This window comes from Streptomyces sp. NPDC004266, assembly GCF_042874095.1.
Classification (GTDB): domain Bacteria; phylum Actinomycetota; class Actinomycetes; order Streptomycetales; family Streptomycetaceae; genus Streptomyces.
The window spans coordinates 27,789-51,183 of sequence record NZ_JBIAMM010000002.1; the positions used below are offsets into that span (position 1 = coordinate 27,789).

The 23,395-nt window shown below is 72.8% G+C and carries 23 protein-coding genes; 8 read left to right on the forward strand and 15 right to left on the reverse strand.

Going from position 1 to position 23,395, the window contains the following annotated elements:
- Nucleotides 1–376 precede the first annotated feature (376 nt).
- From ACFYUZ_RS04825 to ACFYUZ_RS04835, 3 genes are read left to right on the forward strand one after another with little or no spacing between them, the layout of a single operon-like run.
- Nucleotides 377–715 carry a trypco2 family protein gene (locus tag ACFYUZ_RS04825; protein ID WP_389306342.1) on the forward strand — a complete coding sequence of 113 codons (339 nt, stop codon included), beginning with the start codon at nucleotides 377–379 and terminating at the stop codon, nucleotides 713–715.
- Complete coding sequence (locus ACFYUZ_RS04830) at nucleotides 712–1,086, forward strand: trypsin-like peptidase domain-containing protein (RefSeq protein ID WP_389306344.1); 375 nt, start codon at nucleotides 712–714, stop codon at nucleotides 1,084–1,086. Before ACFYUZ_RS04825 ends, ACFYUZ_RS04830 begins: the two co-directional genes overlap by 4 nt.
- The gene (locus ACFYUZ_RS04835) at nucleotides 1,059–3,485 is read left to right on the forward strand and encodes an NACHT domain-containing protein (RefSeq protein ID WP_389306346.1); all 2,427 of its coding nucleotides are present in this window, start codon (nucleotides 1,059–1,061) and stop codon (nucleotides 3,483–3,485) included. The genes ACFYUZ_RS04830 and ACFYUZ_RS04835 overlap by 28 nt, the downstream gene beginning before the upstream one ends.
- Before the next feature lie 76 nt (nucleotides 3,486–3,561).
- Here ACFYUZ_RS04835 and ACFYUZ_RS04840 read toward each other — a convergent pair whose 3' ends face one another.
- A complete protein-coding gene (locus ACFYUZ_RS04840) occupies nucleotides 3,562–6,084 on the reverse strand; it encodes an ATP-dependent Clp protease ATP-binding subunit (protein WP_190155752.1) in 2,523 nt (840 codons plus the stop codon).
- A 461-nt stretch (nucleotides 6,085–6,545) separates the two neighbouring features.
- Between ACFYUZ_RS04840 and ACFYUZ_RS04845 the strand changes: the two genes are divergently transcribed.
- Nucleotides 6,546–7,133: an SCO3374 family protein gene (locus ACFYUZ_RS04845; protein WP_389306348.1), complete on the forward strand. Its 588-nt coding sequence runs from the start codon at nucleotides 6,546–6,548 to the stop codon at nucleotides 7,131–7,133.
- Here ACFYUZ_RS04845 and ACFYUZ_RS04850 read toward each other — a convergent pair.
- From ACFYUZ_RS04850 to ACFYUZ_RS04895, 10 genes are all read right to left on the reverse strand, one after another.
- Complete coding sequence (locus ACFYUZ_RS04850) at nucleotides 7,112–7,447, reverse strand: Lsr2 family protein (RefSeq protein WP_030324199.1); 336 nt, start codon at nucleotides 7,445–7,447, stop codon at nucleotides 7,112–7,114. The two genes, ACFYUZ_RS04845 and ACFYUZ_RS04850, sit on opposite strands and share 22 nt — an antisense overlap.
- Before the next feature lie 153 nt (nucleotides 7,448–7,600).
- On the reverse strand, nucleotides 7,601–8,119 hold the full coding sequence (locus ACFYUZ_RS04855; protein WP_189803306.1) for an amino-acid N-acetyltransferase: 519 nt from the start codon (nucleotides 8,117–8,119) through the stop codon (nucleotides 7,601–7,603).
- Nucleotides 8,120–8,134: 15 nt separating this feature from the next.
- Nucleotides 8,135–8,554 (reverse strand): BlaI/MecI/CopY family transcriptional regulator, encoded by a 420-nt coding sequence (locus tag ACFYUZ_RS04860; RefSeq protein ID WP_389306350.1) that lies wholly within the window; start codon nucleotides 8,552–8,554, stop codon nucleotides 8,135–8,137.
- A gap of 117 nt (nucleotides 8,555–8,671) precedes the next feature.
- Nucleotides 8,672–8,851, reverse strand: a complete 180-nt coding sequence (locus ACFYUZ_RS04865) for a hypothetical protein (protein ID WP_030693181.1) — start codon at nucleotides 8,849–8,851, stop codon at nucleotides 8,672–8,674.
- Nucleotides 8,852–8,865: 14 nt separating this feature from the next.
- Nucleotides 8,866–9,438, reverse strand: a complete 573-nt coding sequence (locus ACFYUZ_RS04870) for a hypothetical protein (RefSeq protein WP_389307007.1) — start codon at nucleotides 9,436–9,438, stop codon at nucleotides 8,866–8,868.
- A 97-nt stretch (nucleotides 9,439–9,535) separates the two neighbouring features.
- Complete coding sequence (locus ACFYUZ_RS04875; RefSeq protein ID WP_030693183.1) at nucleotides 9,536–10,342, reverse strand: type III pantothenate kinase; 807 nt, start codon at nucleotides 10,340–10,342, stop codon at nucleotides 9,536–9,538.
- Complete coding sequence (gene nadC / locus ACFYUZ_RS04880) at nucleotides 10,342–11,358, reverse strand: carboxylating nicotinate-nucleotide diphosphorylase (RefSeq protein ID WP_389306352.1); 1,017 nt, start codon at nucleotides 11,356–11,358, stop codon at nucleotides 10,342–10,344. The genes ACFYUZ_RS04875 and nadC overlap by 1 nt, the downstream gene beginning before the upstream one ends.
- Entirely contained in the window at nucleotides 11,355–13,055 is a 1,701-nt protein-coding gene (locus ACFYUZ_RS04885; protein ID WP_389306354.1) for an L-aspartate oxidase, read from the reverse strand. The genes nadC and ACFYUZ_RS04885 overlap by 4 nt, the downstream gene beginning before the upstream one ends.
- The gene (gene panC / locus ACFYUZ_RS04890; protein WP_389306356.1) at nucleotides 13,052–14,206 is read right to left on the reverse strand and encodes a pantoate--beta-alanine ligase; all 1,155 of its coding nucleotides are present in this window, start codon (nucleotides 14,204–14,206) and stop codon (nucleotides 13,052–13,054) included. Before panC ends, ACFYUZ_RS04885 begins: the two co-directional genes overlap by 4 nt.
- Nucleotides 14,203–15,183, reverse strand: coding sequence for a Rossmann-like and DUF2520 domain-containing protein (locus tag ACFYUZ_RS04895; RefSeq protein ID WP_389306357.1), 981 nt, complete (start codon nucleotides 15,181–15,183; stop codon nucleotides 14,203–14,205). Before ACFYUZ_RS04895 ends, panC begins: the two co-directional genes overlap by 4 nt.
- 126 nt (nucleotides 15,184–15,309) lie before the next feature.
- Between ACFYUZ_RS04895 and ACFYUZ_RS04900 the strand changes: the two genes are divergently transcribed.
- Entirely contained in the window at nucleotides 15,310–16,482 is a 1,173-nt protein-coding gene (locus tag ACFYUZ_RS04900) for a threonine aldolase family protein (RefSeq protein ID WP_389306359.1), read from the forward strand.
- A gap of 153 nt (nucleotides 16,483–16,635) precedes the next feature.
- On the opposite strand, the gene ACFYUZ_RS04905 is transcribed toward ACFYUZ_RS04900, so the two are convergent.
- Entirely contained in the window at nucleotides 16,636–16,848 is a 213-nt protein-coding gene (locus ACFYUZ_RS04905; RefSeq protein WP_389306360.1) for a hypothetical protein, read from the reverse strand.
- A 132-nt stretch (nucleotides 16,849–16,980) separates the two neighbouring features.
- Between ACFYUZ_RS04905 and ACFYUZ_RS04910 the strand changes: the two genes are divergently transcribed.
- Nucleotides 16,981–18,069, forward strand: a complete 1,089-nt coding sequence (locus ACFYUZ_RS04910; protein WP_389306362.1) for a DUF5937 family protein — start codon at nucleotides 16,981–16,983, stop codon at nucleotides 18,067–18,069.
- Between the two features lie 48 nt (nucleotides 18,070–18,117).
- Here the strand turns inward: ACFYUZ_RS04910 and ACFYUZ_RS04915 are convergent, their stop codons facing one another.
- Nucleotides 18,118–18,792, reverse strand: coding sequence for a response regulator (locus ACFYUZ_RS04915; protein WP_389306364.1), 675 nt, complete (start codon nucleotides 18,790–18,792; stop codon nucleotides 18,118–18,120).
- A 22-nt stretch (nucleotides 18,793–18,814) separates the two neighbouring features.
- Complete coding sequence (locus tag ACFYUZ_RS04920; RefSeq protein ID WP_389306365.1) at nucleotides 18,815–20,017, reverse strand: sensor histidine kinase; 1,203 nt, start codon at nucleotides 20,015–20,017, stop codon at nucleotides 18,815–18,817.
- 96 nt (nucleotides 20,018–20,113) lie between these two features.
- Between ACFYUZ_RS04920 and ACFYUZ_RS04925 the strand changes: the two genes are divergently transcribed.
- Both ACFYUZ_RS04925 and ACFYUZ_RS04930 read left to right on the forward strand, forming a co-directional pair.
- Nucleotides 20,114–21,133, forward strand: coding sequence for an SAM-dependent methyltransferase (locus tag ACFYUZ_RS04925; protein ID WP_389306367.1), 1,020 nt, complete (start codon nucleotides 20,114–20,116; stop codon nucleotides 21,131–21,133).
- A 4-nt stretch (nucleotides 21,134–21,137) separates the two neighbouring features.
- On the forward strand, nucleotides 21,138–22,280 hold the full coding sequence (locus ACFYUZ_RS04930; RefSeq protein WP_093875454.1) for an NADH-quinone oxidoreductase subunit D: 1,143 nt from the start codon (nucleotides 21,138–21,140) through the stop codon (nucleotides 22,278–22,280).
- 90 nt (nucleotides 22,281–22,370) lie between these two features.
- Here the strand turns inward: ACFYUZ_RS04930 and ACFYUZ_RS04935 are convergent, their stop codons facing one another.
- Nucleotides 22,371–23,387, reverse strand: a complete 1,017-nt coding sequence (locus ACFYUZ_RS04935) for a hypothetical protein (RefSeq protein WP_389306368.1) — start codon at nucleotides 23,385–23,387, stop codon at nucleotides 22,371–22,373.
- Between the last annotated feature and the right edge of the window lie 8 nt (nucleotides 23,388–23,395).

The following is a 23,395-nucleotide window of genomic DNA, read 5'->3' on the forward strand; positions in this document are numbered from 1 at the left end:
GTAGCGATCTCCTGGAAAGTTCACCCCTTGACGACCCCCGAGAGGGGTCGCGAAAACGGACATACCGCCACAAGCGAATCGGTTTAAGCGCACGTCGCGGGCGCCCGGAACCGCCCGAAAGGCCGCCCCACGCCCGGTTCGACGCCCCTCGGGACCAAAGTCCCGGCGGTTCACACCTGAACGTCCCGAATCGACAGCAAACGTCGCCACTATTCCGGTTAGTACCCCCGAAAACGCCTGTGCGCCTTGTCACCAGCGAGCCGCCCCGAGTGGGATCTGGGTCACGCGGCCGAGCCGCCCGAAAGCGACCTGGGTCACGCGGCCGAGCCGCCCGAAACCCCTCCGCCCTCACCCCCGCGTCGGTAACTTCCAGGTCATGAGCAAGATCGAACTCGCCGACGCCATCCAGTCCGTACGGGACCAACTGATCACCGCCGCCGGCCGGGCCACCGGTCAGGCCGTCGCCTTCGAGGTGGGCGACATCGAAATGGAGTTCACGATCGAACTCCGCCAGGAGGTGAAGGGCAGCGGCAAGGTGAAGGCCTGGGTGGTGGAGGCGGGCGCCGACGCCACCCGCGCGAAGGGCGAGACCCACCGGGTCGCCGTCACCCTGAAGCCGAGGAACGCGGCGACGGGCGGCCCCTGGCTGGTGGGGAACGACGAGGAGCCCGACCTGTCGGGCTTCGGTGGGCTGCCCGAGGCGGCGGAACAGTGACAGCGGTCCCCAGCACGGTCCTGGTCCTGGGAAGGCGACAAGGCAGCGGGGTCCTCGTCGCCCCCGACCTCGTCCTGACCAGCGCCCACGTTCTCGACGGCGCGTACAGCGCCAAGGTGGTGCCCGCACTGCGGCCCGCCCACCAGTCACAGGTGGTCTGGTCGGACGAGCGCCTCGACGCCGCTCTCTTACGCAGTCCCGCACGTCTCGGCCCGGCACCACGACTCAGCACCATCGCCACCGACCGGCCGGTCCCCGGCTGCGAGATCCTCGGCTTCCCCGGGTCCAGCGCCATGACGGCCAGAAGCCCGACCTGGACCAGTTCACCGGAACCGTGCTGCCCATGGCAGGGCTCCTGCGCCGCGTACTGACCGTCGAACTGGACCACCCGCCCGTGACGGCCGACGAGAGCGGCTCCTCCCCACTCGCGGGCCTCTCCGGCGCCCCCGTCCTCGCCGACGGCTGCCTCGTCGGCATCGTTCGGGCCGTGCCTCGCGGGCGGGGACACCGCCGCCTGGAGTGCGTTCCCCTCTCGGCGATCCTCGCCGACGAGGAGGCGCGCGAGTGGTTCGCCCCCTATGTCCCCCCCATGCCGGTCACGCGTACCCACCCCCACGACCAACCCCACGAGGAGGACTACGCCGAGGCGATCGGCGCGGTCTACCGCCGCACCCGGATCTTCGGGCTGGACGAGCTGGGCAAACGGGCCTCGGAATGGGATCTCGACACCGCGTACGTCTCGCTGGAGGCCACCTCACGGAACGGCGAGACCGCTGCCGTCCCGCAGCGGATCGACGACCTGCTCGCCTCCCGCCCCCGGGTCCTGCTCCGCGGCGACGCGGGTGCCGGGAAGACCACCCTCGTGTGGTGGCTCGCGGCGCACGCCGCCGCCGGGACCCTCGGGCCGAACCTCGCCGAGCTGAACGGCCTGGTCCCCTTCGTCGTCCCCTTGCGCACCCTCCGCGCCCAGGGAACCGGCTACCCCTCCCCTGCCGACCTGCCCGGGGTCGCCGGCCTCATGGTCGATCCCGCTCCCGAGGGCTGGGCGGGCCGGATCCTGGCCTCCGGGCGAGGCCTCCTTCTGGTCGACGGCCTGGACGAGGTCCCCTCGGACGAGCGCGAGGCCGCCCACGCCTGGCTCTCCCGACTCCTCACCCGCTACCCCCGCACCCGCTGCGTCGCGACCGTACGCCCTTTCGCCGTCGCACCCGACTGGCTCGGAGCCGAGCAGTTCGAGGAACTCACCCTCCTCCCCCTCCGGGACGCCGACATCCAGGCCTTCGTCACCGCCTGGCACGCAGCCGCTCGCCTCGACGGCGACGCCGAGGGAAACCTCGCCGACCTCGAACGGGACCTGGCCCAGCAATTCCGGCACAACCCGACCCTGGCCGACCTGGCCCGGACCCCGCTTCTCTGCGCGGTCATCTGCGCCCTGCACCGGCTACGGGAGGGCTTTCTGCCGGAGAGCCGGTGGGCGCTCTACTCCTCGGCCCTGCAGATGCTGCTCGGCGTCCGCGACGAACGGCGTCGCATCGACGCCCCGGACGGCATCCGCATGTCGGTGGAGGAGCACACCCAGCTCCTCCAACGGCTGGCGGCCTGGCTGGTCCGGGGCGGACAGACCGAGTTCGGCCGCGAGCAGGCGCTGCACCAGCTGACCCGCGCCCTGCCGGGCATGCCGAGGGTCGCCGACCAGGGCAGCCCGGAGGAGATCCTCACCCACCTCCTGAACCGCAGCGGCCTCCTCCAGGAGCGCACCGACGGCGTCTTCCATTTCGCCCACCGCACCTTCCAGGACTTCCTGGCCGCGAAGGAGCTGGTCGAGGACGACCAACTCAAGGAACTCCTCGGGCACACCCACGACCAGCAATGGCACGACGTCCTCCTGCTGGCAGCCGGCCATTGCACCCGGCGCGACCTCCCCGTCCTGGTGGAGGGCCTCCTGGCGGCCGGTTCAGCCACTCGCAAACGGGACCTGAAGACCACGCTGTACGTCCTGGCGGCGCTGACGGCCCAGCACGCGGCCTGGCTGGACGGAAGCCTGCACAACCGGGTGAGGAAGGCGGTGAAGTCGGTGATCCCACCGCGGAACCCGGAGCAGGTGAGCCGGCTGGCCCGCCTGGGCGGCTACGTACTGCCGATGCTGCCCGGACCGGAGACCGTGACGAAGGACGCCGAGCGCCAGATCGCCAACCTCATCGTCGCCGTCGGCGGCCGGGAGGCCCTCCCCTACGCTCGAACCTTCGCCGTGGCGGGAAGGGCCCACCTCTTCGGCGCGAGCTGGGAAGCGTTTCCCGCCGAGGCGTTCGCACAGGACGTCGTCTCCCTCTTCCGGCCGGGCGATTCGCTCATGGCTCACACCTCCGAGCACCTTCGTCTGCTGCGGAACCTCGACGGCCTGGACAGCATCAGCATCGTCGAGGACTTCGATCCGGACGAGATCGTCCATGGGCTGAACGGGCAGGCTCCGCGGTTTCTGGGCATCGGACTGAACGAGCAGCTGACCGATCTGTCTCTTCTGCGCTCACTGGACTGCTCACGGCTCCGCGTCCTCGTCGTCACTTCCTGCCCCCGTGTGGCAAGCATCGAGTCGGTGGCGGAGCTCGGATCGCTGCGTCTTCTTCACCTTCGCGAGGTGCATTCCGAGGAGGGAACGCTGGACCTCACCCCACTCCAGCAGTGCCCCGATCTCGAGGTCCGCGTCTACGGCGTCCCCCGCAAGAAGATCCTGGGGGCCGCCGCCCTCGGTGACCGGCTCACCCTCGAGTAGGGACGGCGAAGGGGCGGCCCCGGAACCGTTCGGGTTCCGGGGCCGCCCCTTCGTCACTACACGCTCAGCGCGTGCGTCACGCGTCCTTCGAGAGGTTCGGGCCCGAGCCGCCCGCCGCCTCGATCGGCGGGGCGTCCGGCAGGGCCGTCTTCTCCTCGCCGCGGAAGGTGAACTTGCGCTCCTCGCCCTCGCCCTCCGTGTCCACGACCACGATGTGACCGGGACGCAGCTCGCCGAAGAGGATCTTCTCCGACAGCGTGTCCTCGATCTCGCGCTGGATCGTCCGGCGCAGCGGCCGGGCGCCCATCACCGGGTCGTAACCCTTCTTGGCGAGCAGCTCCTTCGCCGACTGGGAGAGCTCGATGCCCATGTCCCGGTCCTTGAGGCGCTCGTCGACGCGGCTGATCATCAGGTCGACGATCTGGAGGATGTCCTCCTGCGTCAGCTGCGGGAAGACGATGATGTCGTCCACACGGTTGAGGAACTCCGGGCGGAAGTGCTGCTTCAGCTCGTCGCTGACCTTCGCCTTCATCCGCTCGTAGTTGGACTTCGTGTCGCCCTGGGCGGCGAAGCCCAGGTTGAAGCCCTTCGAGATGTCCCTGGTCCCGAGGTTGGTCGTCATGATGATGACCGTGTTCTTGAAGTCCACGACCCGGCCCTGGGAGTCGGTCAGGCGACCGTCCTCCAGGATCTGGAGAAGGGAATTGAAGATATCGGGGTGGGCCTTCTCGACCTCGTCGAAGAGGACGACGGAGAACGGCTTGCGGCGCACCTTCTCGGTGAGCTGGCCGCCCTCTTCGTAGCCGACGTATCCGGGCGGCGAACCGAAGAGGCGGGAAACCGTGTGCTTCTCGCTGAACTCCGACATGTCGAGGGAGATCATCGCGTCCTCGTCGCCGAAGAGGAATTCGGCGAGCGCCTTGGAGAGCTCGGTCTTACCGACGCCGGACGGGCCGGCGAAGATGAACGAGCCACCGGGGCGCTTCGGGTCCTTCAGACCCGCACGGGTACGGCGGATGGCCCGCGAGAGGCCGATGACGGCGTCCTTCTGGCCGATGACGCGCTTGTGGAGCTCGTCCTCCATGCGGAGCAGACGCGAGGACTCCTCCTCGGTCAGCTTGAAGACCGGGATGCCGGTGGCGGTCGCGAGGACCTCGGCGATCAGCTCGCCGTCGACCTCGGCGACGACGTCCATGTCGCCGGCCTTCCACTCCTTCTCCCGCTTGGCCTTCGCGGCGAGGAGCTGCTTCTCCTTGTCGCGCAGGGACGCGGCCTTCTCGAAGTCCTGCGAGTCGATCGCGGACTCCTTGTCGCGGCGGACGCCGGCGATCTTCTCGTCGAACTCGCGGAGGTCCGGCGGCGCGGTCATCCGGCGGATGCGCATCCGGGAGCCGGCCTCGTCGATCAGGTCGATCGCCTTGTCCGGGAGGAAGCGGTCCGAGATGTACCGGTCGGCCAGGGTCGCGGCCTGGACGAGGGCCTCGTCGGTGATGGAGACCCGGTGGTGGGCCTCGTACCGGTCGCGCAGGCCCTTGAGGATCTCGATGGTGTGCGGCAGCGACGGCTCGGCGACCTGGATGGGCTGGAAGCGGCGCTCGAGGGCCGCGTCCTTCTCCAGGTACTTCCGGTACTCGTCGAGCGTGGTGGCGCCGATGGTCTGGAGCTCACCGCGGGCCAGCATCGGCTTGAGGATGCTGGCGGCGTCGATCGCGCCCTCGGCGGCGCCCGCACCCACGAGGGTGTGGAGCTCGTCGATGAACAGGATGATGTCGCCGCGGGTGCGGATCTCCTTGAGGACCTTCTTCAGGCGCTCCTCGAAGTCACCGCGGTAGCGGGAGCCGGCGACCAGCGCGCCGAGGTCCAGGGTGTAGAGGTGCTTGTCCTTGAGGGTCTCGGGCACCTCGCCCTTGACGATGGCCTGCGCCAGGCCCTCGACGACGGCGGTCTTGCCGACGCCGGGCTCGCCGATGAGGACCGGGTTGTTCTTGGTGCGGCGGGACAGCACCTGCATGACCCGCTCGATCTCCTTCTCGCGCCCGATGACCGGGTCGAGCTTGGATTCGCGGGCCGCCTGGGTGAGGTTCCGGCCGAACTGGTCGAGGACCAGGGACGTCGAGGGGGTGCCCTCGGCAGGACCGCCGGCCGTGGCGGCTTCCTTGCCCTGGTAGCCGGAGAGCAGCTGGATGACCTGCTGCCGCACCCGGTTGAGGTCGGCGCCCAGCTTCACGAGGACCTGGGCGGCGACGCCCTCGCCCTCGCGGATCAGGCCGAGCAGGATGTGCTCGGTGCCGATGTAGTTGTGGCCGAGCTGGAGGGCCTCCCGGAGCGACAGCTCCAGGACCTTCTTGGCACGAGGGGTGAAGGGGATGTGCCCGGACGGGGCCTGCTGGCCCTGGCCGATGATCTCCTCCACCTGCTGGCGGACCGCCTCGAGCGAAATCCCGAGGCTCTCCAGGGCCTTAGCGGCGACACCCTCACCCTCGTGGATAAGGCCCAGAAGGATGTGCTCGGTGCCGATGTAGTTGTGGTTGAGCATCCGGGCTTCTTCCTGAGCCAGGACGACAACCCGCCGCGCGCGGTCGGTGAACCTCTCGAACATCGTTAATCGCTCCTCAGAGCGGTCAGTCAGTTAGGGGTCGATCCCCTCCCTGTCCTTCCGCAGCTTAGTCCCGCAAGCGGGGACCGCTCATTCCAACTGCCGACATCCGTCCGGATCACCCCCTCTTCAGCGGGGAGACCTGCTGCCGAACAGCCGACAAATGCTCCAACCCGATGGTGCGAGACGATGTTCCCGCAGGCCAAGTAGTTACCCGCGCCATCAGTACGCCGATGGCGAACGTGAGACGCCGAAGCCCGCGAGTCGCCCCTCTCCACTAGGAATGTCTTACCCGTGAGGACTGACACTCCATGCGGCGCACCCCGGTTCCCTCCGCTACCAGCGAACACCCTTGCGCGCTCGAATGCACCCTTACGCCCCATCCCGGACACCCTGTGCGACCTGACGGGGACGCCGCGTCACTCCGGGCGTAACCAAGACGCCCTCCCGGGAGTTCCCCGGGCATGGCCTTCACCGTCCCGCCGCCCCGCTCGCCGATCGACGGCGGCGTCGCGCGGTGGTACGAGGAGGAGCTCGGCTGGGCGACGGAGACGGGGCCGCCGGTGCGGCTGGTCACCGGGCTGCGCTTCGACGTCCTGGAGGTGCCTGCCGAGGCCGGTCGGGGCGTGCTGCGCCGGATGGGCGCGGCGACGGGTCCCGTGGCCCTGATGGGGCGCCGGATGGGGCTGCTCGTGGCCGCGGGGAGCGCGGAGGAGCTGCCGGGGCTGCTCGACTGGCTGGAGTGGGGCGGGATCTCGCTGGATCTCGCGATCCTCGGTGCCGACGGCCGGATGACCGCACCCCTTCCCCCGGGGCGGAGCGGATCCGGCGCGCCGGGCGCCGCGGTGTGGCTGCGGGCGCCCGCGCCGGGCCGCGAGGTCGAGTCCTCGCTTCCGGCACTGCGGTCCGCGCCGTGGGGCGTTGCGGGCGCCCCCGGTCTGGTGCGTCTCGTGGCAGCCGCCGCGGCGGAGTGCCATCGGGTGCGGCTGCTGAGTGCCCGTACCCGTGGGGCGGCTCAGCAGCTTTCGCCTCAGCGGTTCGCGTCCTCGTAGGCAGCCTTGATGTCGGCGGGAACGCGACCGCGGTCGTTGACGTTCATGCCGTTCTCCTTGGCCCACGCGCGGATCTTCGCGGTGTCCTGGCTGCCCGTGGCCACGGCGCGGCCCTTGCCGCGTCCGCCGGTGGTGCGGCCACCGGTGCGACGGCCACTCGTGGTGTACGGCTCGAGCAGGCCACGGAGCTTTTCCGCGTTGGCGGTGGTGAGGTCGATCTCGTAGGTCTTGCCGTCCAGCGCGAACGTCACGGTCTCGTCCGCCTCGACGCCGTCGAGGTCGTCGACAAGAAGGACCTGAACCTTCTGTGCCACCGGATTTCCTTTCATCGAAAATGCAGTACGCGGAAAGGAAACCGCTTTTCCCGGAAAAACACAAACCCCTGGGAGAGGTTCAGAACCCCGGCAGCACGGGAAACGTGCGCGATTCGGACATAGGGCTCCGCGAGAGGATCCCGGGCTTCCGCGTCACAGGTGCAGAAGCATCCGGCTGTTGCCCAAGGTGTTCGGCTTCACTCGTTCGAGACCGAGGAACTCGGCGACTCCCTCGTCATAGGAACGCAGGAGCTCGCTGTAGACATCTCCGTCGACCGGGGTCTCGCCGATCTCGACGAAGCCGTGCTTCGCGAAGAAGTCGACTTCGAAGGTCAGGCAGAATACCCGCCGCACCCCGAGCCATCGGGCGGTGTGCAACAACTTGTCCAGCACCTGATGTCCGACGCCGGCGCCCTTGAACTCGGGATCGACGGCGAGAGTGCGGACTTCGGCGAGGTCTTCCCACATGACGTGGAGTGCGCCGCAGCCGACGACGGTGGCGTCCTCGTCGCGTTCCGCGACCCAGAACTCCTGGATGGACTCGTAAAGGGTCACGGTCGCCTTGTCGAGCAGGATGCCGCGCTGCACGAAAGGATCGACGAGACGGCGGACCGCGGCGACGTCGCTGGTGCGGGCCCTGCGGACGGTGACGGCTTTGACGGAGGTCGACATGGGGGGACGCTATCGCTACGGGCGGGGTGTTCCCTCGCCGCCCTCGGGCTCCCGCGGGGCGGCGGGGAGGGGGCTGTCGCGCTGGACGATCCGGATCGCGTCGTTCAGCGACTCCCGCTGTTCCGGCGACATCATCCCGAAGAAGGCGACGAGCGCGGCCGCGGGGTTGTCGCTCTGTGCCCAGGCCTCGTTCATCAGGGCCGCCGAGTAGGCGGCGCGGGTGGAGACCGCCGTATATCGATAGGCGCGGCCTTCGACTTCCCTGCGGACCCAGCCCTTCTGGTGGAGATTGTCCATGACGGTCATGACGGTGGTGTAGGCGATGGACCGTTCCTGCTGGAGGTCCTCCAGAACTTCCCGGACGGTCACCGGGCGGTTCCATTGCCAGACGCGCGTCATGACGGCGTCTTCGAGCTCTCCCAATGGACGGGGCACAGCGTCACCATAGTGCGCAAAACGCCAATACGGGGCTATTGGCCACAAGAAACCAACAAAAAGGACGCACGACCTCGAAAGGTCGCACGTCCTCGGTGGTGCGGGGCCGGCGGGGCCTCAGGAGGCGGCGGGACCGTCCGCCTGGCGGGCCGCCTCGGCGCGGGCGAGGGCGGCGTCCACGGCCGCGTCCTCCTTGGCCTTGTTCGGGCCACCCTGGCTCTTGACGATCGTGACGACGAGGGCGATGAAGAACGCGGCCATCACGACGGGGGGCACGAGCGCCGATACGTAGTCCATGCCGTCCAGAGTAGCTATCCGGCGACCCGTTCCTCGGGCGGGGGCGGGGGTACGGGGCGGCGGCGCGGCGGGAACGCCTCGGAGGGCTTGGGCACCGGGCGCTCGGCGGGGGTGGGCGGGGTCGGCTTGGGCTCGTCGCCCGCCGCGCGCCCACCGGGCAGGGCGAGCAGCCGGGCCCGGGAGGCGGAGGGCGCGGCCGGGGCGGTGGCCTGGGAGACCCGGGCCAGGCGCGCGCGTACGGAGCGCTCGGCGAGGACCTGGCAGCGGGCCAGCAGCTCGGCGGCGGCCGGGTTGCGGCGCAGCGCGCGCAGCGCGGCGAGGTCGTCGGCGTCGGGGTCGTAGCCGGCGGCCAGCGCCTCCCGGAGGAGCTCCAGGTAGCCGCCGAGGGACCCGGGCAGCGCCTCGCGGTAGCGGGCCAGGTCGTCGAGGAGGAAGGCGCGCAGCCGGCCGGCCTCGCGCACCGCCTCGTCCACGGATTCGGTCAGGCGCAGGCAGTCCCGGACGTCCTCCTCCCGGAGGGGGGCGGGGTGGAGGGCGGTGGCAAGGGCACGGCGAAGCACACGCAGTTCGTCCGCGCTGAACGCCATGCCGCCGCGGGATCCGTATGGCGTGGGCATGGGCCGACACTACGCGCTAATCGGACAATTTTCGCTTAGCGATCATCGCGACGCGCCGAACCCACCCCTACATGCGGGACACGTTCCGCTCGTAGACCAGACGCAGGCCGATCAGGGTCAGCCAGGGCTCGTGCGCGTCGATCTCCTTCGAGTCGGCGAGGACCATCGGCGCCAGGCCGCCGGTCGCGATCACCGTGACGTCGGAGGGGTCGCCCTTCGGCCCGACCAGTTCCCGCTTCATCCGGGCCACGACGCCGTCGACCTGGCCCACGTACCCGAAGACGATGCCCGACTGCATGGCCTCGACCGTGTTCTTGCCGATCACGCTGCGCGGCCGGGCCAGCTCGATCTTGCGGAGCATGGCGCCCTTGACGCCCAGGGCCTCCACCGAGATCTCGATGCCCGGCGCGATCGCGCCGCCCGCGTACTCCCCGCGCGTGCTGACCGCGTCGTACGTCGTCGCCGTGCCGAAGTCCACGACGATCGCCGGGCCGCCGTACAGCTCGACGGCCGCGACCGCGTTGATGATGCGGTCGGCGCCGACCTCCTTGGGGTTGTCCGTGAGGATCGGCACCCCCGTCTTCACGCCCGGCTCCACCAGGACCGCCGGGACGTCCCCGTAGTACCGGCGGGTCACCTCGCGCAGCTCGTGCAGCACCGAGGGGACCGTCGCGCAGATGGCGATCCCCTCGATGCCGTCGCTCAGCTCGACGCCCAGCAGCGGGTGCATGCCCATGAGGCCCTGGAGCAGGACCGCCATCTCGTCGGCGGTCCTGCGCGGGTCCGTGGAGATCCGCCAGTGCTCGACGATCTCCTCGCCGTCGAAGAGACCGAGCACCGTGTGCGTGTTGCCGACGTCGATGGTGAGCAGCATCAGGCCCGCACCTCGCGCAGGTCCAGGCCGATGTCGAGGATCGGGGAGGAGTGGGTGAGGCCGCCGACCGCCAGGTAGTCCACGCCGGTCGCCGCGTACGCCGCCGCGTTCTCCAGGGTCAGCCGGCCCGAGGACTCCAGGACGGCGCGGCCCGCGACCAGGGCGACGGCCTCCTCGGTCTCCAGCGGGGTGAAGTTGTCGAGCAGGATCAGGTCGGCGCCCGCGTCCAGGACCTCGCGGACCTGGTGCATCGTGTCGACCTCGACCTCGATCGGCACCTCCGGGAACAGCTCGCGGACGGCCTTGAAGGCCTCGGCGACGCCGCCGGCCGCCACCACGTGGTTGTCCTTCACCAGGGCGGCGTCGGAGAGCGACATGCGGTGGTTGACGCCGCCGCCGCAGCGGACCGCGTACTTCTCCAGGGCGCGCAGGCCCGGCGTGGTCTTGCGGGTGTCGCGGACCTTCGCCTTCGTGCCCTCCAGGGCGTCCGCCCACGCGCGCGTGGCGGTGGCGATGCCGGAGAGGCGGCACAGGATGTTGAGCGCGCTGCGCTCGCCCGTGAGCAGGTCGCGGGTGCGGGCGGTGACGCTGAGCAGCTTCTGCCCGGCCTCCACGCGCTCGCCGTCCTCGACGTGCCGCTCGACCTCGAACTCGTCGGTGCAGACGATCGACAGGACGGCCTCGGCGACCCGCAGACCGGCCACGACACCGGCCTCGCGGGCGGTGAAGTCGGCCGTGGCGACGGCCTCCTCGGGGACGGTGGCCACGGTCGTGACGTCGACCCCGCCGTCGAGGTCCTCGGCGATCGCGAGGTGGGCGATGTCCTCGACCTGGACGGGGTCGAGACCGGCGTCGGCGAGCAGCTGCGCGAGGGCGGGGTCGAGCCCGCACTCGAACTCCTCGCCGTCGCCGCAGGCGCAGCCCTCGCCGCAGCCGTCGGTCTCGTCGGAGACCGTGTTGATCTGGATGAGAGGGACGTCCACGGGCTCGGGACGGGCTTCCTCGGGCGTGCTCACTTACGGCTCCCTGGGGCGTCGGCGGTGGGGGGAAAGTCGGAGGTCTCGGTGGTGCGGACGTCGATGGTCCGCTCCGGGGTGAGGCGGACGACGAGGTGCCTGCGCCACCGGGCGTCGTCCCGGTCGGGGCGGTCCTCGCGCCAGTGGCAGCCGCGGGTCTCCTCGCGGCGGGACGCCGCCGCGACCAGGAGGCGGGCGACGGCGAGCAGGTTGGTGGTCTCCCAGGACTCGACGCCCGGCTCGGCGGACTTCCGGTCGTCGGCCTCGCCGGACACCGGCGGGATGTGGAGGGCGTCCAGCTCCTCGGAGGCCGTGCGCAGGCTCGCGGCGGACCGGAGCACCCCCGCGCCCAGGGTCATGGTGCGCTGGACGCGGCGCCGGGCGCCGGGGTCGAGCAGCGGCAGGACCACCGGCGCCGGGTGCTCCACCGGGACGGCCGGACCGCGGCCGGGCGCGCGCGCCACGACGTCCTCGGCGATCCGCTCGGCGAAGACCAGGCCCTCCAGGAGCGAGTTCGAGGCCAGCCGGTTGGCGCCGTGGACGCCCGTGCAGGCGACCTCCCCGCACGCGTAGAGCCCGGGCACGGTCGTCCGGCCCGACAGGTCCGTGCGGACGCCGCCGGAGGCGTAGTGGGCGGCCGGGGCGACCGGGATCGGCTCCGTCACCGGGTCGATGCCGTGGGAGCGGCAGGCCGCCAGGATCGTCGGGAAGCGCTCCGCCCACATCTCGGCGCCGAAGTGACGGGCGTCGAGGTACATGTGCTCGGCGCCCTGCTCCTCCATCCGGCGCGTGATCGCCTTGGCGACGATGTCCCGGGGCGCCAGCTCGGCCAGCTCGTGCTGCCCGAGCATGAAGCGGACCCCGTCGGCGTCGACCAGGTGGGCGCCCTCGCCCCGCACCGCCTCGGAGACCAGCGGCTGCTGGCCCTCGGAGCCGGCCCCGAGGAAGAGCACCGTCGGGTGGAACTGGACGAACTCCAGGTCGGAGACCTCGGCCCCGGCCCGCAGCGCGAGCGCGACGCCGTCGCCGGTGGAGACGCCCGGGTTGGTGGTGGCGGAGAAGACCTGCCCCATGCCGCCGGTGGCGAGGACCACTGCGGGCGCGTGGACGGCGCCGACGCCGTCGTGCTGCCCCTCGCCCATGACGTGCAGGGTCACGCCCGCCGTGCGGCCCTCGGCGTCCGTCAGGAGGTCCAGGACGAGCGCGTGCTCGATGGTGCGCACGCCCCGGTCCCGTATCGCCTCGACCAGGGCGCGGGAGATCTCGGCGCCGGTCGCGTCCCCGCCCGCGTGGGCGATCCGACGGCGGTGGTGGCCGCCCTCCCGGGTCAGCGCGATCTCGCCGTCGGAGGTCTTGTCGAAGTCGGCGCCGGTCGCGATCAGCCGGCGGACGGCGTCGGGGCCCTCCGTGACCAGGGCCCGCACGGCCCGCTCGTCGCAGAGCCCGGCACCCGCGACGAGGGTGTCGTCGAGGTGCTGCTCGGGGGTGTCGCCCTCGCCGAGCGCGGCCGCGATGCCGCCCTGCGCCCAGCGGGTCGAGCCGTCGTCGAGCCGGGCCTTGGTGACGACGACCGTACGGAGCCCGGCGGCGGTGCAGCGCAGGGCGGCGGTGAGGCCGGCGACCCCCGAGCCGACCACGACGACGTCGGCGTCGATGGCCCAGCCCGGCGCGGGCGCGTGCAGCCGTATTCCGGTCACTTGGTGGCTCCGAAGGTCAGGGGGACGTTGTCGATGAGCCGCGTGCTCCCCACGCGCGCGGCGACGGCGAGGATCGCCTCCCCGTCGTGACCGTCGGCGACCTCGGTGAAGTCGGCCGGGTCCACGAGGGCCAGGTAGTCGAGGGTGAGCGGCGGCTCGGCCTTGGCGGCCTCCTCCAGGACGGCGCGGGCCGCGGCCCGCACGGCCTCGGCGCAGCCTCCCTCGGCGGCCTGCGCGACCGCGTGGGCGTCGGCGGCGGCCCGGGCCTCGCCCAGCCGCGACAGCGCCTCGGCCCGGTTCTCGGCCCGGCCCTGGGCGCCGGGCAGCGAGGCGGCACGCGCGCGCAGCGCCTCCTGGGCGGCGAGCCGCTCACGGGCGGCGAACAGCGCGCGCGACAGCGACAGCGCCGTCCGGCGCTCCCCGGTCGAGAGGTAGCGGTTGCGGCTGGAGAGGGCCAGGCCGTCGGTTTCGCGGACGGTCTCGACGCCGACGACCTCGACGGGGAAGTTCAGATCGCGGACCATGCGGCGGATCAGGGCCAGCTGCTGGGCGTCCTTCTGGCCGAAGAAGGCCAGGTCGGGCGAGGTGAGGTGGAGCAGCTTGGCGACGACTGTCAGCATGCCGTCGAAGTGGCCCGGCCGGGAGGCGCCCTCCAGCCGCTCGCCCATGGGTCCGGCGGTGATCCGGACCTGGGGCTCGCCGCCCGGGTAGACCTCGTCCACGGAGGGCGCGAAGACGGCGCTCGCGCCCGCCCCGAAGGCCAGCGCGAGGTCGGCGTCGAGGGTGCGGGGGTAGCGGTCGAGGTCCTCGCCGGCGCCGAACTGCAGCGGGTTGACGAAGACGGTGACGACGACGAAGCCCTGGGCGCCCACGCGCTCGCGTGCGGCCCGGATCAGGGTGGCGTGGCCCTCGTGGAGGGCGCCCATGGTCATGACCACGGCGGTGCGGCCGGGCGCGCCCCAGCGGGCGACGGCGTCGCGGAGGTCCCCCACCGTGGGCAGCAGCTCGGCGGGCTCGTGGCGGACGGGCCGTCCGGCCTCGGTGGGCCCGGCGGTCGTGGCGCGCTCGGGCCCGGCGGTCGTGGCGCGCTCGGGCCCGGCGGTCGTGGCGCGCTCGGCGCTCTGCGCGCTCTCGCGGGCGGACGGGGTCATCGGTCGTCTCCTTGCGGCCCGTCGGCGGGGTCTGCGGGGTGGGCGGCTCCGCCCGACGGCTCGGCCAGCACGCCCAGCAGGTCCTCGGCCAGCTCGGGCTTGAGCAGGCCGTGCGCGAGCGCCCGGTCGGCGGTCGTGCGGGCCATCGCCAGATAGCCGGAGACGGTGCCGGGGGCGTGCTTGCGCAGCTCGGACACGTGGGCGGCGACCGTACCGGCGTCACCGCGCGCGACGGGCCCGGTGAGGGCCGCGTCCCCGGACCGCAGGGCGTTGTCCAGGGCGGCGCCCAGGAGCGGGCCCAGCATGCGGTCGGGGGCGGCGACCCCGGCCTTGTGGAGCAGCTCCATCGACTGGGCCACCAGCGTGACCAGGTGGTTCGCGCCGAGGGCCAGCGCCGCGTGGTAGAGCGGCCGGGCCTCCTCCGCGATCCACTCGGGCTCACCGCCCATCTCGATCACCAGCGCCTCGGCGGCGAGCCGCAGCTCCTCGGGCGCGGTCACCCCGAAGGAGCAGCCGGCGAGCCGCTGGACGTCGACGGCGGTGCCTGTGAAGGTCATGGCGGGGTGCAGGGCCAGCGGCAGGGCGCCGGCCCGGCGGGCGGGGTCCAGGACCCGCGCCCCGTACCGCCCGGAGGTGTGCACGAGCAGCTGTCCCGGCCGTACGGCACCGGTGTCGGTGAGGCCCTCGACCAGTCCGGGCAGCGCGTCGTCCGGCACGGTCAGCAGGACCAGGTCGGCGAGGGCGAGGACGCGGGCGGGCTCGACGACCGGGACGTCGGGCAGGAGTTCGGCGGCGCGCCGCCTGGAGGCGTCGGAGACCGCCGAGACGGCGACGGGGCGGTGCCCGGCGAGCCGGAGCGAGGCGGCGAGGGCGGGGCCCACACGGCCGGCGCCGACGACTCCGACGGTGAGCCGGGCGGGGCGGTCCTCGGCCCGGGGCTCCGATGCCCTGGGCTCTGGCGCTGCTGGTGCGTTCACGGTGGGGACGGCCTTCCGTTCCAGTCCTCGGCGGGTACCGGACGATTTCTGGTCATGCTACGCCAGCGTTTCGCGGCGCCCCGTGGACTGTCCACAGGGTGTGGGCGGCGGTGTGATGATCGGCCCATGAATCCTGTGACTCCTGCGGAGACTCCTGTGGACGAGGAAGCGGCACGGCTCCACCGGGCGAAGGTGTGGGGCGGTGCGGAGCGCCGGCTGTGGGACACCTCGGTGGACGGCACGGTCGGCGGACGGCTGCGCGAACTGGCCGCCTGGGCCCGGGCGGCGGGCCACGAGGACGCCCCGGTCGACATGTACGGGAACGGGCTCGTGGAGGAGCTGGAGCGGCGCGTCGCCGAGGAGCTCGGCCTCCCCGACGCCGTCTTCTTCCCCACCGGCACCATGGCCCAGCAGGTGGCGCTGCGCTGCTGGGCCGGGCGCACCGGCAGCCCCGTCGTCGCCCTCCACCCGCTCGCCCACCCCGAGGTCCACGAGAACGGGGCGTTCGGGGCCGTCTCGGGGCTCCGCACGGTCCACCCGACCGACGCGCCCCGGCTGCCCACCGCCGAGGAGGTGCGGGACCACCCGGAGCCCTTCGGGACGCTGATGCTGGAGCTGCCGCTGCGGGACGCCGGCTTCGTGCTGCCGACCTGGGAGGAGCTGACCGAGGTGGTGGAGGCGGCCCGGGAGCGGGACGCGGTGGTCCACTTCGACGGGGCCCGGCTGTGGGAGACCACGACGCGTTTCGGCCGCGGGCTCCCGGAGATCGCGGGGCTCGCCGACAGCGTGTACGTGTCGTTCTACAAGTCCCTCGGCGGCATGTCCGGGGCCGCGCTCGCCGGCCCCGAGGACGTCATGGAGGAGGCCCGGGTCTGGCGCCACCGGTACGGCGGCCTGGTCGCCCAGAACTACCCGGCGGCGCTGTCCGCGCTCCGGGGCCTGGACGTCGAGCTGCCCCGGCTGCCCTCGTACGTGGCGCACGCGCGCGTGGTGGCCGAAGCGGTCCGGGAGGCGTTCGCGGAGGCGGGCACCGGCTGGTCCCGGGTCCACCCGGAGACCCCGCACACCCACCAGTTCCAGGTCTGGCTGCCGTACGACCCCGACGTCCTGACGGCGGCGGCCCTCGCCCAGACCGAGGACACCGGCACCGCCTTCTTCCGCCGCTGGTTCGCCCCGGGCGCGGGCGGCCCGCCGGGCGTCGCGGTCACGGAGCTGACGGTGACGGGCCCCGGCCTGGAGTGGACGGCGAAGGACGTGAAGGAGGCGGTACGGGACTTCCTGGCGCGCGTCGAGGGGTGACGGGCCCGGGGGCCGGGGTTTCGGAGGTCGGGGCCGGGGGCCCGGGTTTCGGAGGTCGGGGCCGGGGGCCCGGGTTTCGGAGGTCGGGGCCGGGGGCCCGGGTTTCGGGGGCCGGGGGCCGTCCTCAGAAGGACGGTCGAGCCCCCGGACCCGTCAGGAGGAGGGTCGGCGGCGGCGCAGGGCCGCCCGGAGGCGCAGGCGCAGCCCGCCGCCGGCCCTGCGGCCCGCCAACACCCGCTCGAACCGGCGGCGGTCGAGGACGGCCCGCAGGACGGCCACGTCGTGGGTACCGGGCGCCGGCGGCATCGGTTCGCCGAGCCGGGCGGCGCGGTGGGCGTCGAAGAGGTACTGGTGCAGCGCGTTCATGCCCTCACCGTGCGCCGCGCCGCCACGCCCCGGCCCCCGGATTGACGGCCCCCGTCAATCCGGGGCCCGTCGATTGACGACCCCCGTCAAACGGGACGACAGCTCCCCGGGGGCGCCCCTCACCATGGACGGGTGAGCGTGACCATCGACATCACCGGACTGCCGCACGAGCGGATCACCTTCTGCCCCTCGCCGCTGGCCGAGCTGGGCTCCGCCCTGCACACCCTGGCCGTGCCCGCGCACCACCCCCGCCTGCACGCCTGGACCACCACGACGACGGCGGCGCTGAAGCCGGAGCTCGCGGACCGGCTCATCGAGGCCGACTTCATGTGGAACAACACCCGCTCGGACATCCTGCTGCCGTCGCGGCCCCGGGAGACCCTCGCGGAGGAGCTGGACGACCTCGACCGGATGGACGACGAGAAGTTCGTGGGCTCCGCCCTGGAGATCTCCTGCAACAGCCATTACACGGAGGGCGCTCCCTCACCGCTCGTCGACGAGCGGATGCGCCGTCGCGCCCTCGACCTGGCCGCCGCGCGCGGCCCGCGCCAGGCCGCGTTCGTGGAACGGATGCTCGCAGACCCGCCCGGCACGCGCGCGTGGATCCGGCGGCTCCTGGAGGACTGCGACGAGGCCTTCTTCGCGGACACCTGGAGCCGCGTCCGGCTCCAGCTCGCCGCCGACGCCCGCCACAAGACGGAGCTGATGCGCCGCAAGGGACTCGCCGAGGCCGTTGCCGACGCCTCCCCCGCGATGAGCCTGGAGGAGGACGAGCAGGGCTCCCGGATCGTCGTCGACAAGCTGGTCCAGGGCCGCACGAGCGCCGAGGGCACCGCGGTGACGTTCCTGCCGACGGCCTTCGGCTGGCCGCACCTCTTCGCCCTCTACACCCCCGGCTGGCAGCCCGTCGTCCAGTACCCGATCCCCGCCCGCGACCTCGGCGGCGGGGCCTCCGTCGAGGCGGTCAAACTGCGCCTGGAGGCCGTCGCCCACCCCATGCGGATGCGGCTCTGCCGCAGCCTGGCCCGGGGCTCCAGCACGACCAGCGAGCTGGCCGACGCGCACGGCATCACCGCCCCCGAGGTCTCCCGCCACCTCGCGGTCCTGAAGAAGGCCGGGCTGATCATCACCCAGCGCCGCGGCCGGTACGTGCACCACCAGCTCGACGTCTCCGTCGTCGCCCGCCTCGGCAGCGACTTCCTGGAGTCGGTGCTCCGCTAGGGCCACGAAACCGCGCCGCCCCTCGCCCCGGGGCCGGGCCCGGCCGCCCTAGACCGCGCCGCCGCCCGCCCGGACCAGGCCCGTCTCGTACGCCAGGACCACGACCTGGACCCGGTCGCGCAGGCCCAGCTTGGTCAGGATGCGGCCCACGTGCGTCTTCACCGTCGCCTCGGAGAGGACGAGCCGGGCGGCGATCTCGCCGTTCGACAGGCCCTGCGCGACCAGCATCATCACCTCGCGCTCCCGCTCCGTCAGCCGCTCCAGCCCCTGGTGCCGCGGCTCCTTCCCCGAGGACGGCAGCATCGGCGAGAAGCGGTCGAGGAGCCGGCGCGTGGTCGAGGGCGCCACCACCGCGTCACCGCTGTGCACCGAGCGGATCGCGCCGAGCAGCTCCGCCGGCGGCACGTCCTTCAGCATGAAGCCGCTCGCACCTGCCTTCAGGCCCGAGAAGGCGTACTCGTCGAGGTCGAACGTCGTCAGGATCAGCACCTTGGGGGCATCCGGCTGCGAGCAGATCCGCCGGGTCGTCTCCACCCCGTCCAGCTTCGGCATGCGCACGTCCATCAGCACGACGTCGACCGCCGTGGAGCGCAGCACTTCGAGGGCCTCGACGCCGTCGCCGGCCTCCGCCACGACCTCCATGTCCGGCTGGGCGGCGAGCACCATGCGGAAACCGGTCCGCAGCAGCACCTGGTCGTCGACGAGCATCACGCGGATGGACATCAGGTCAGTTCCTTAGGGGTCGTCAGTGAGCGGGCTTGAGGGGGAGCAGGGCGCTGATCCGGAAACCGCCGCCCGGACGCGGGCCCGCGTCCAGGGTGCCGCCGACCATGCCGACCCGCTCCCGCATGCCGATCAGGCCGTGGCCCCGCCCGTCGGCGCCCCCGTCCTCGTACATCTCCTGCGGAGCGCCCCGGCCGTCGTCCTCGACGAGCAGGCCGAGACCGTCGTCGAAGTAGACGAGGCGCACGCTGGCCCCCGCGTCCGGCCCGCCGTGCTTGCGCGTGTTGGTGAGGGCCTCCTGCACGATCCGGTACGCGGTGAGCTCGACGCCGCTGGGCAGCGGGCGCGGGCTCCCCTCGATCGCGAAGTCGACGGTGAGGCCGGCGCCCCGGACCTGCTCCACGAGGTCCTCGATCTGCTGCACGTCGGGCTGGGGCACGTACTCCCCGGCCTCCTGGTGCTCGCCGGTGCGCAGGATCCCGAGGAGTCTGCGCATCTCGGCGAGCGCCTGCCGGCCGGTGGTGGAGATCGTCTCCAGGGCCTGCTTGGCGGTCTCCGGGGAGGAGTCCATGACGTAGGCGGCGCCGTCGGCCTGGACCACCATGACCGACACGTTGTGCGCGACGACGTCGTGCAGCTCGCGGGCGATCCGGGCGCGCTCGGCGGCGACCGCGACCTTGGCCTGGGCCTCGCGCTCCTGCTCCAGGCGGGAGGCCCGCTCCTCCAGCTGCGCGAAGTAGGCGCGGCGGGTGCGGAGCGAGTCGCCCAGGACCCAGGCGAGGGCGAACGGCACGGTCATGATGATCGTGAAGAAGACCTTGGCCGCGCCGGAGCTCTGTGCCTCCAGGGGCCATCTGAGCTGGGAGAGCGTGGAGGCGCTGAGCCCGCCGACGAGCGCGAGCCGGGACGCCCAGCGGGGCCCGTCGTGCGCCGCGACCGTGAAGATGATCACGAGCATGGCGAAGTCGGCCATGAACGGCATCAGACCGAGGGCGAGCTGGGCGACGCCCAGCGCGACCGCGAGCACCAGCATCTTCTCCGGGGCACGCCGCCGCAGGGCCACGACCAGTGAGAACAGCGCGGCGACCAGGCCGTACGCGACGGGGTGGTCCACCGTCGGGTAGGTCGTCCCCACCCACAGCAGGGAGAACCCGAGGAGGACGACGGCCCAGAAGACGTCGACGCCCGTCGGGTGTCTGCGGATGAAGTCGTAGAGGCGCTGCACGTCACCCAGAGTAGGGAAAGGGACAGGTGCGGGGATCAACCGTGGGGTCGATCCTTGGCGACGGGCCCCTACTCCCCGAGGTGGACACTGGGGCACGTGACGGATGAGACGTGTCAGTGGCAGGGGTGGCGGGAGGCCACGGAACGGGCGCTGTACGGCCCCGGGGGCTTCTACCTGCGCCCGGAGGGCCCGGCGGGGCACTTCCGCACCTCGGTGCACGCCTCCCCGCTCTTCGCGGCGGCCGTGGCCCGGCTGCTCGGCGAGGTCGCGGAGGAGCTGGGGACCGCCGAGGTCGACCTCGTGGACGTGGGCGCGGGCCGCGGCGAGCTGCTGACCTCGGTGCTCGCGGCCGTCGGGTCCTCGCTCTCGGTGCGGGCGTACGCGGTCGAGCGCGCCGCCCGCCCGGACGGGCTCGACCCACGGGTGGAGTGGACGGACCGGGTGCCGCGGGGCGTGCGCGGGCTGCTCTTCGCGAACGAGTGGCTCGACAACGTGCCGGTGGACGTCGCCGAGGCGGACGCGGAGGGCACGGTCCGGTACGTGGAGGTCCGCGCGGACGGCACGGAGCGGCTCGGCGAGCCCGTCTCCGGGCCGGACGCCGACTGGCTGGCCCGCTGGTGGCCGCTGCGGGAGCCGGGCGCGCGGGCCGAGATCGGGCGGCCCCGCGACGAGGCCTGGGCGGCGGCCGTCGCCTCCCTGGAGGCGGGCCGCGCGGTGGCCGTGGACTACGCGCACGTACGGGAGACCAGGCCGCCCTTCGGCTCCCTGACCGGCTTCCGCGCGGGCCGCGAGGTCCCCCCGGTCCCGGACGGAAGCTGCGACGTGACCTCCCACGTGGCCCTGGACGCGTGCGGGGACCTGCCGGCGGGGAACGGACTCGCCGTCGCCGAGCTGGTCACCCAGCGGGAGGCGCTGGGGCGGCTCGGGGTGTCCGGGGGACGGCCGCCGCTCGCGCTCGCCTCGACCGACCCCGCCGGTTACGTCCGCGCGCTCGCCTCCGCCGGCGAGGCGGCCGAGCTCACCGCCCGCGGCGGTCTCGGCGACTTCCTCTGGCTGAGCTGCCGGGTCCGCCCCTCGGGCGGGGGCCCCGGGTCCGGGGGCGGCAGGGGATACTGACCGCATGACGGAGACGACGGTCGGAATCGGCGGCGCGGCGGAGAGCACCGACATGGTGCTGAACATCGGACCGCAGCATCCCTCGACCCACGGCGTGCTCCGGCTCCGGCTCGTGCTCGACGGCGAGGTCGTCCGGCACGCCGAGCCGGTGATCGGCTACATGCACCGGGGCGCCGAGAAGCTCTTCGAGGCGCGGGACTACCGGCAGATCATCATGCTGGCCAACCGCCACGACTGGCTGTCCGCCTTCTCCAACGAGCTGGGCGTCGTCATGGCCGTCGAGCGGATGCTCGGCATGGAGGTCCCGGAGCGGGCCGTGTGGACGCGGACGCTCCTCGCCGAGCTGAACCGGGTCCTCAACCACCTGATGTTCCTCGGCTCGTACCCGCTCGAACTGGGCGGGATCACCCCCGTCTTCCACGCCTTCCGGGAGCGCGAGGAGCTCCAGACGGTGATGGAGGAGGTCTCCGGCGGCCGGATGCACTACATGTTCAACCGGGTCGGCGGCCTCAAGGAGGACCTGCCCGCCGGCTGGCTGGGACGGGCGCGGCAGGCCGTCGCGGACGTCCGGTCGCGGATGGACGTGTACGACCGGCTGGTCCTCGGCAACGAGATCTTCCGGGGCCGTACGCGCGGGGTCGGCGTCCTCAGCCCGGAGACCGTCCACGCGTACGGGGTGTCCGGGCCCATCGCCCGCGCCTCGGGCGTCGACTTCGACCTGCGCCGTGACGAGCCGTACCTCGCGTACGGGGAGCTCCAGGACACCCTGCGGGTCGCCCTGCGGCAGGAGGGCGACTGCCTCGCCCGGTTCGAGTGCCTGCTCGACCAGACGCACAACTCCCTGGACCTGGCGGACGCCTGCCTGGACCGGATGGCCGAGCTGCCGCCGGGGCCGATCAACCAGCGGCTGCCGAAGGTGCTCAAGGCGCCGGAGGGGCACACATACGCCTGGACCGAGAACCCGCTCGGCGTCAACGGCTACTACCTGGTGTCCAAGGGCGAGAAGACCCCGTACCGGCTGAAGCTGCGCTCGGCGTCGTTCAACAACATCCAGGCGCTGGTGGAACTGCTGCCGGGGACGCTGGTCGCCGACATGGTGGCGATCCTGGGCTCGCTCTTCTTCGTCGTGGGCGACATCGACAAGTGACACCGCCGCCCCTCGTCGTGGGCCCGCGCCCCGCCGTTGTGGGCCATCGTTCCGCCGGGGCGGAACGGGTGCCCACACGGCGGTGGGAGGTCAGGAGTTGACCGCGCCCCGGAGTTCGGCCATGTCCAGTTGTTCCGTCTCGTCGTGCGCCGTCAGGTCGATGACCTGCCCGATCGCCCGCGGCGGCGCCGGGACGGCGGGCGCGGCGACCGGGGTGAGCAGCGGAGTCCCGGAGGCCAGGACCTCCTCGCCCACGACGTCGGCGAGGTCGCTGTTCTGCACGTCCTCGATGACGGCCGCCGCCTTCTGCGTGCCGAAGAAGTCGAAGCCGCCCTCGGGACGCGGCACGGGCCTGCGGGTCGCGTACGGGACGACCGCGGCCGCGACCGGCACGGCGGGCAGGGCGGTGGAGGCGGCCGTACGGGTGTGCTCGGTCCCGGCGGCCGCCGCGTGCTTCCCCTGCGGCTCCTCCGTCTCCCGGGCACGCTCGGCGAGGTCGCGGGCGCGGGCCGCCTCGGCCGTGCGGCGGGCCTGCTGGGCGGCGGCGTTGCGCGGGAGGTCGCGCAGGGCCTGGGCGGCGCGGCGGAAGGCCTCGGGGGTGGGCGTGGAGCCGGCGGCCGGCAGCGCCTTGGCGTCGGTGCCGGACGTCCCGGCGGTCTCCAGGGCGAGGACGCGGCGGCCTTCCAGGGCGCTGGCCCGCTCGGTCTCCGCGGTGGCGTACCGGCGGAGGAGGTCGGCGTGCTCGCCGCGCAGCCCGGCGAGCTCCACGCGCTTGGCGCGGAGCTTGGCTTCGAGCCGGGAGCGCAGCGCGCGGGACTCCTCCAGGTCGGCCTCCAGCTCGGCGGTCCGCTCCTCCGCCTTCCACACCTCGGCGGCGCGCGCCCGGTCGAGCTCGGCGACCCTGAGGCCGGCGCTCCGGTCCCAACTGCGCATGAGGACGGCGCCGGTGACGGCGGCGGCGGCCGCCGCGGCCGCGAGCAGCCGCGCGATCACCGGGTCACCGGGCAGCCAGGCGGCCGCGGCGCACACGACCGCGGCGCCGGCGACCGCGGAGGGCGGCAGCAGCTTGTGCAGAGGCGGGGAATGGCGGTGGCGTCCACGTGGCATGGCCTGAA

Coding starts and splice junctions, on each gene's coding strand:
- ACFYUZ_RS04875 (WP_030693183.1), bottom strand. CDS start 10,342: ATGCTGCTCACCATCGACGTCGGCAACACGCACACGGTGCTCGGTCTC.
- panC (WP_389306356.1), bottom strand. CDS start 14,206: ATGACCCCGTCCGCCCGCGAGAGCGCGCAGAGCGCCGAGCGCGCCACG.
- ACFYUZ_RS04915 (WP_389306364.1), bottom strand. CDS start 18,792: ATGTCCATCCGCGTGATGCTCGTCGACGACCAGGTGCTGCTGCGGACC.
- ACFYUZ_RS04840 (WP_190155752.1), bottom strand. CDS start 6,084: ATGTTCGAGAGGTTCACCGACCGCGCGCGGCGGGTTGTCGTCCTGGCT.
- ACFYUZ_RS04870 (WP_389307007.1), bottom strand. CDS start 9,438: ATGGCGTTCAGCGCGGACGAACTGCGTGTGCTTCGCCGTGCCCTTGCC.
- ACFYUZ_RS04935 (WP_389306368.1), bottom strand. CDS start 23,387: ATGCCACGTGGACGCCACCGCCATTCCCCGCCTCTGCACAAGCTGCTG.
- ACFYUZ_RS04855 (WP_189803306.1), bottom strand. CDS start 8,119: ATGTCGACCTCCGTCAAAGCCGTCACCGTCCGCAGGGCCCGCACCAGC.
- ACFYUZ_RS04865 (WP_030693181.1), bottom strand. CDS start 8,851: ATGGACTACGTATCGGCGCTCGTGCCCCCCGTCGTGATGGCCGCGTTC.
- ACFYUZ_RS04835 (WP_389306346.1), top strand. CDS start 1,059: ATGGCAGGGCTCCTGCGCCGCGTACTGACCGTCGAACTGGACCACCCG.
- ACFYUZ_RS04930 (WP_093875454.1), top strand. CDS start 21,138: ATGACGGAGACGACGGTCGGAATCGGCGGCGCGGCGGAGAGCACCGAC.
- ACFYUZ_RS04900 (WP_389306359.1), top strand. CDS start 15,310: ATGAATCCTGTGACTCCTGCGGAGACTCCTGTGGACGAGGAAGCGGCA.
- ACFYUZ_RS04905 (WP_389306360.1), bottom strand. CDS start 16,848: ATGAACGCGCTGCACCAGTACCTCTTCGACGCCCACCGCGCCGCCCGG.
- ACFYUZ_RS04825 (WP_389306342.1), top strand. CDS start 377: ATGAGCAAGATCGAACTCGCCGACGCCATCCAGTCCGTACGGGACCAA.
- ACFYUZ_RS04845 (WP_389306348.1), top strand. CDS start 6,546: ATGGCCTTCACCGTCCCGCCGCCCCGCTCGCCGATCGACGGCGGCGTC.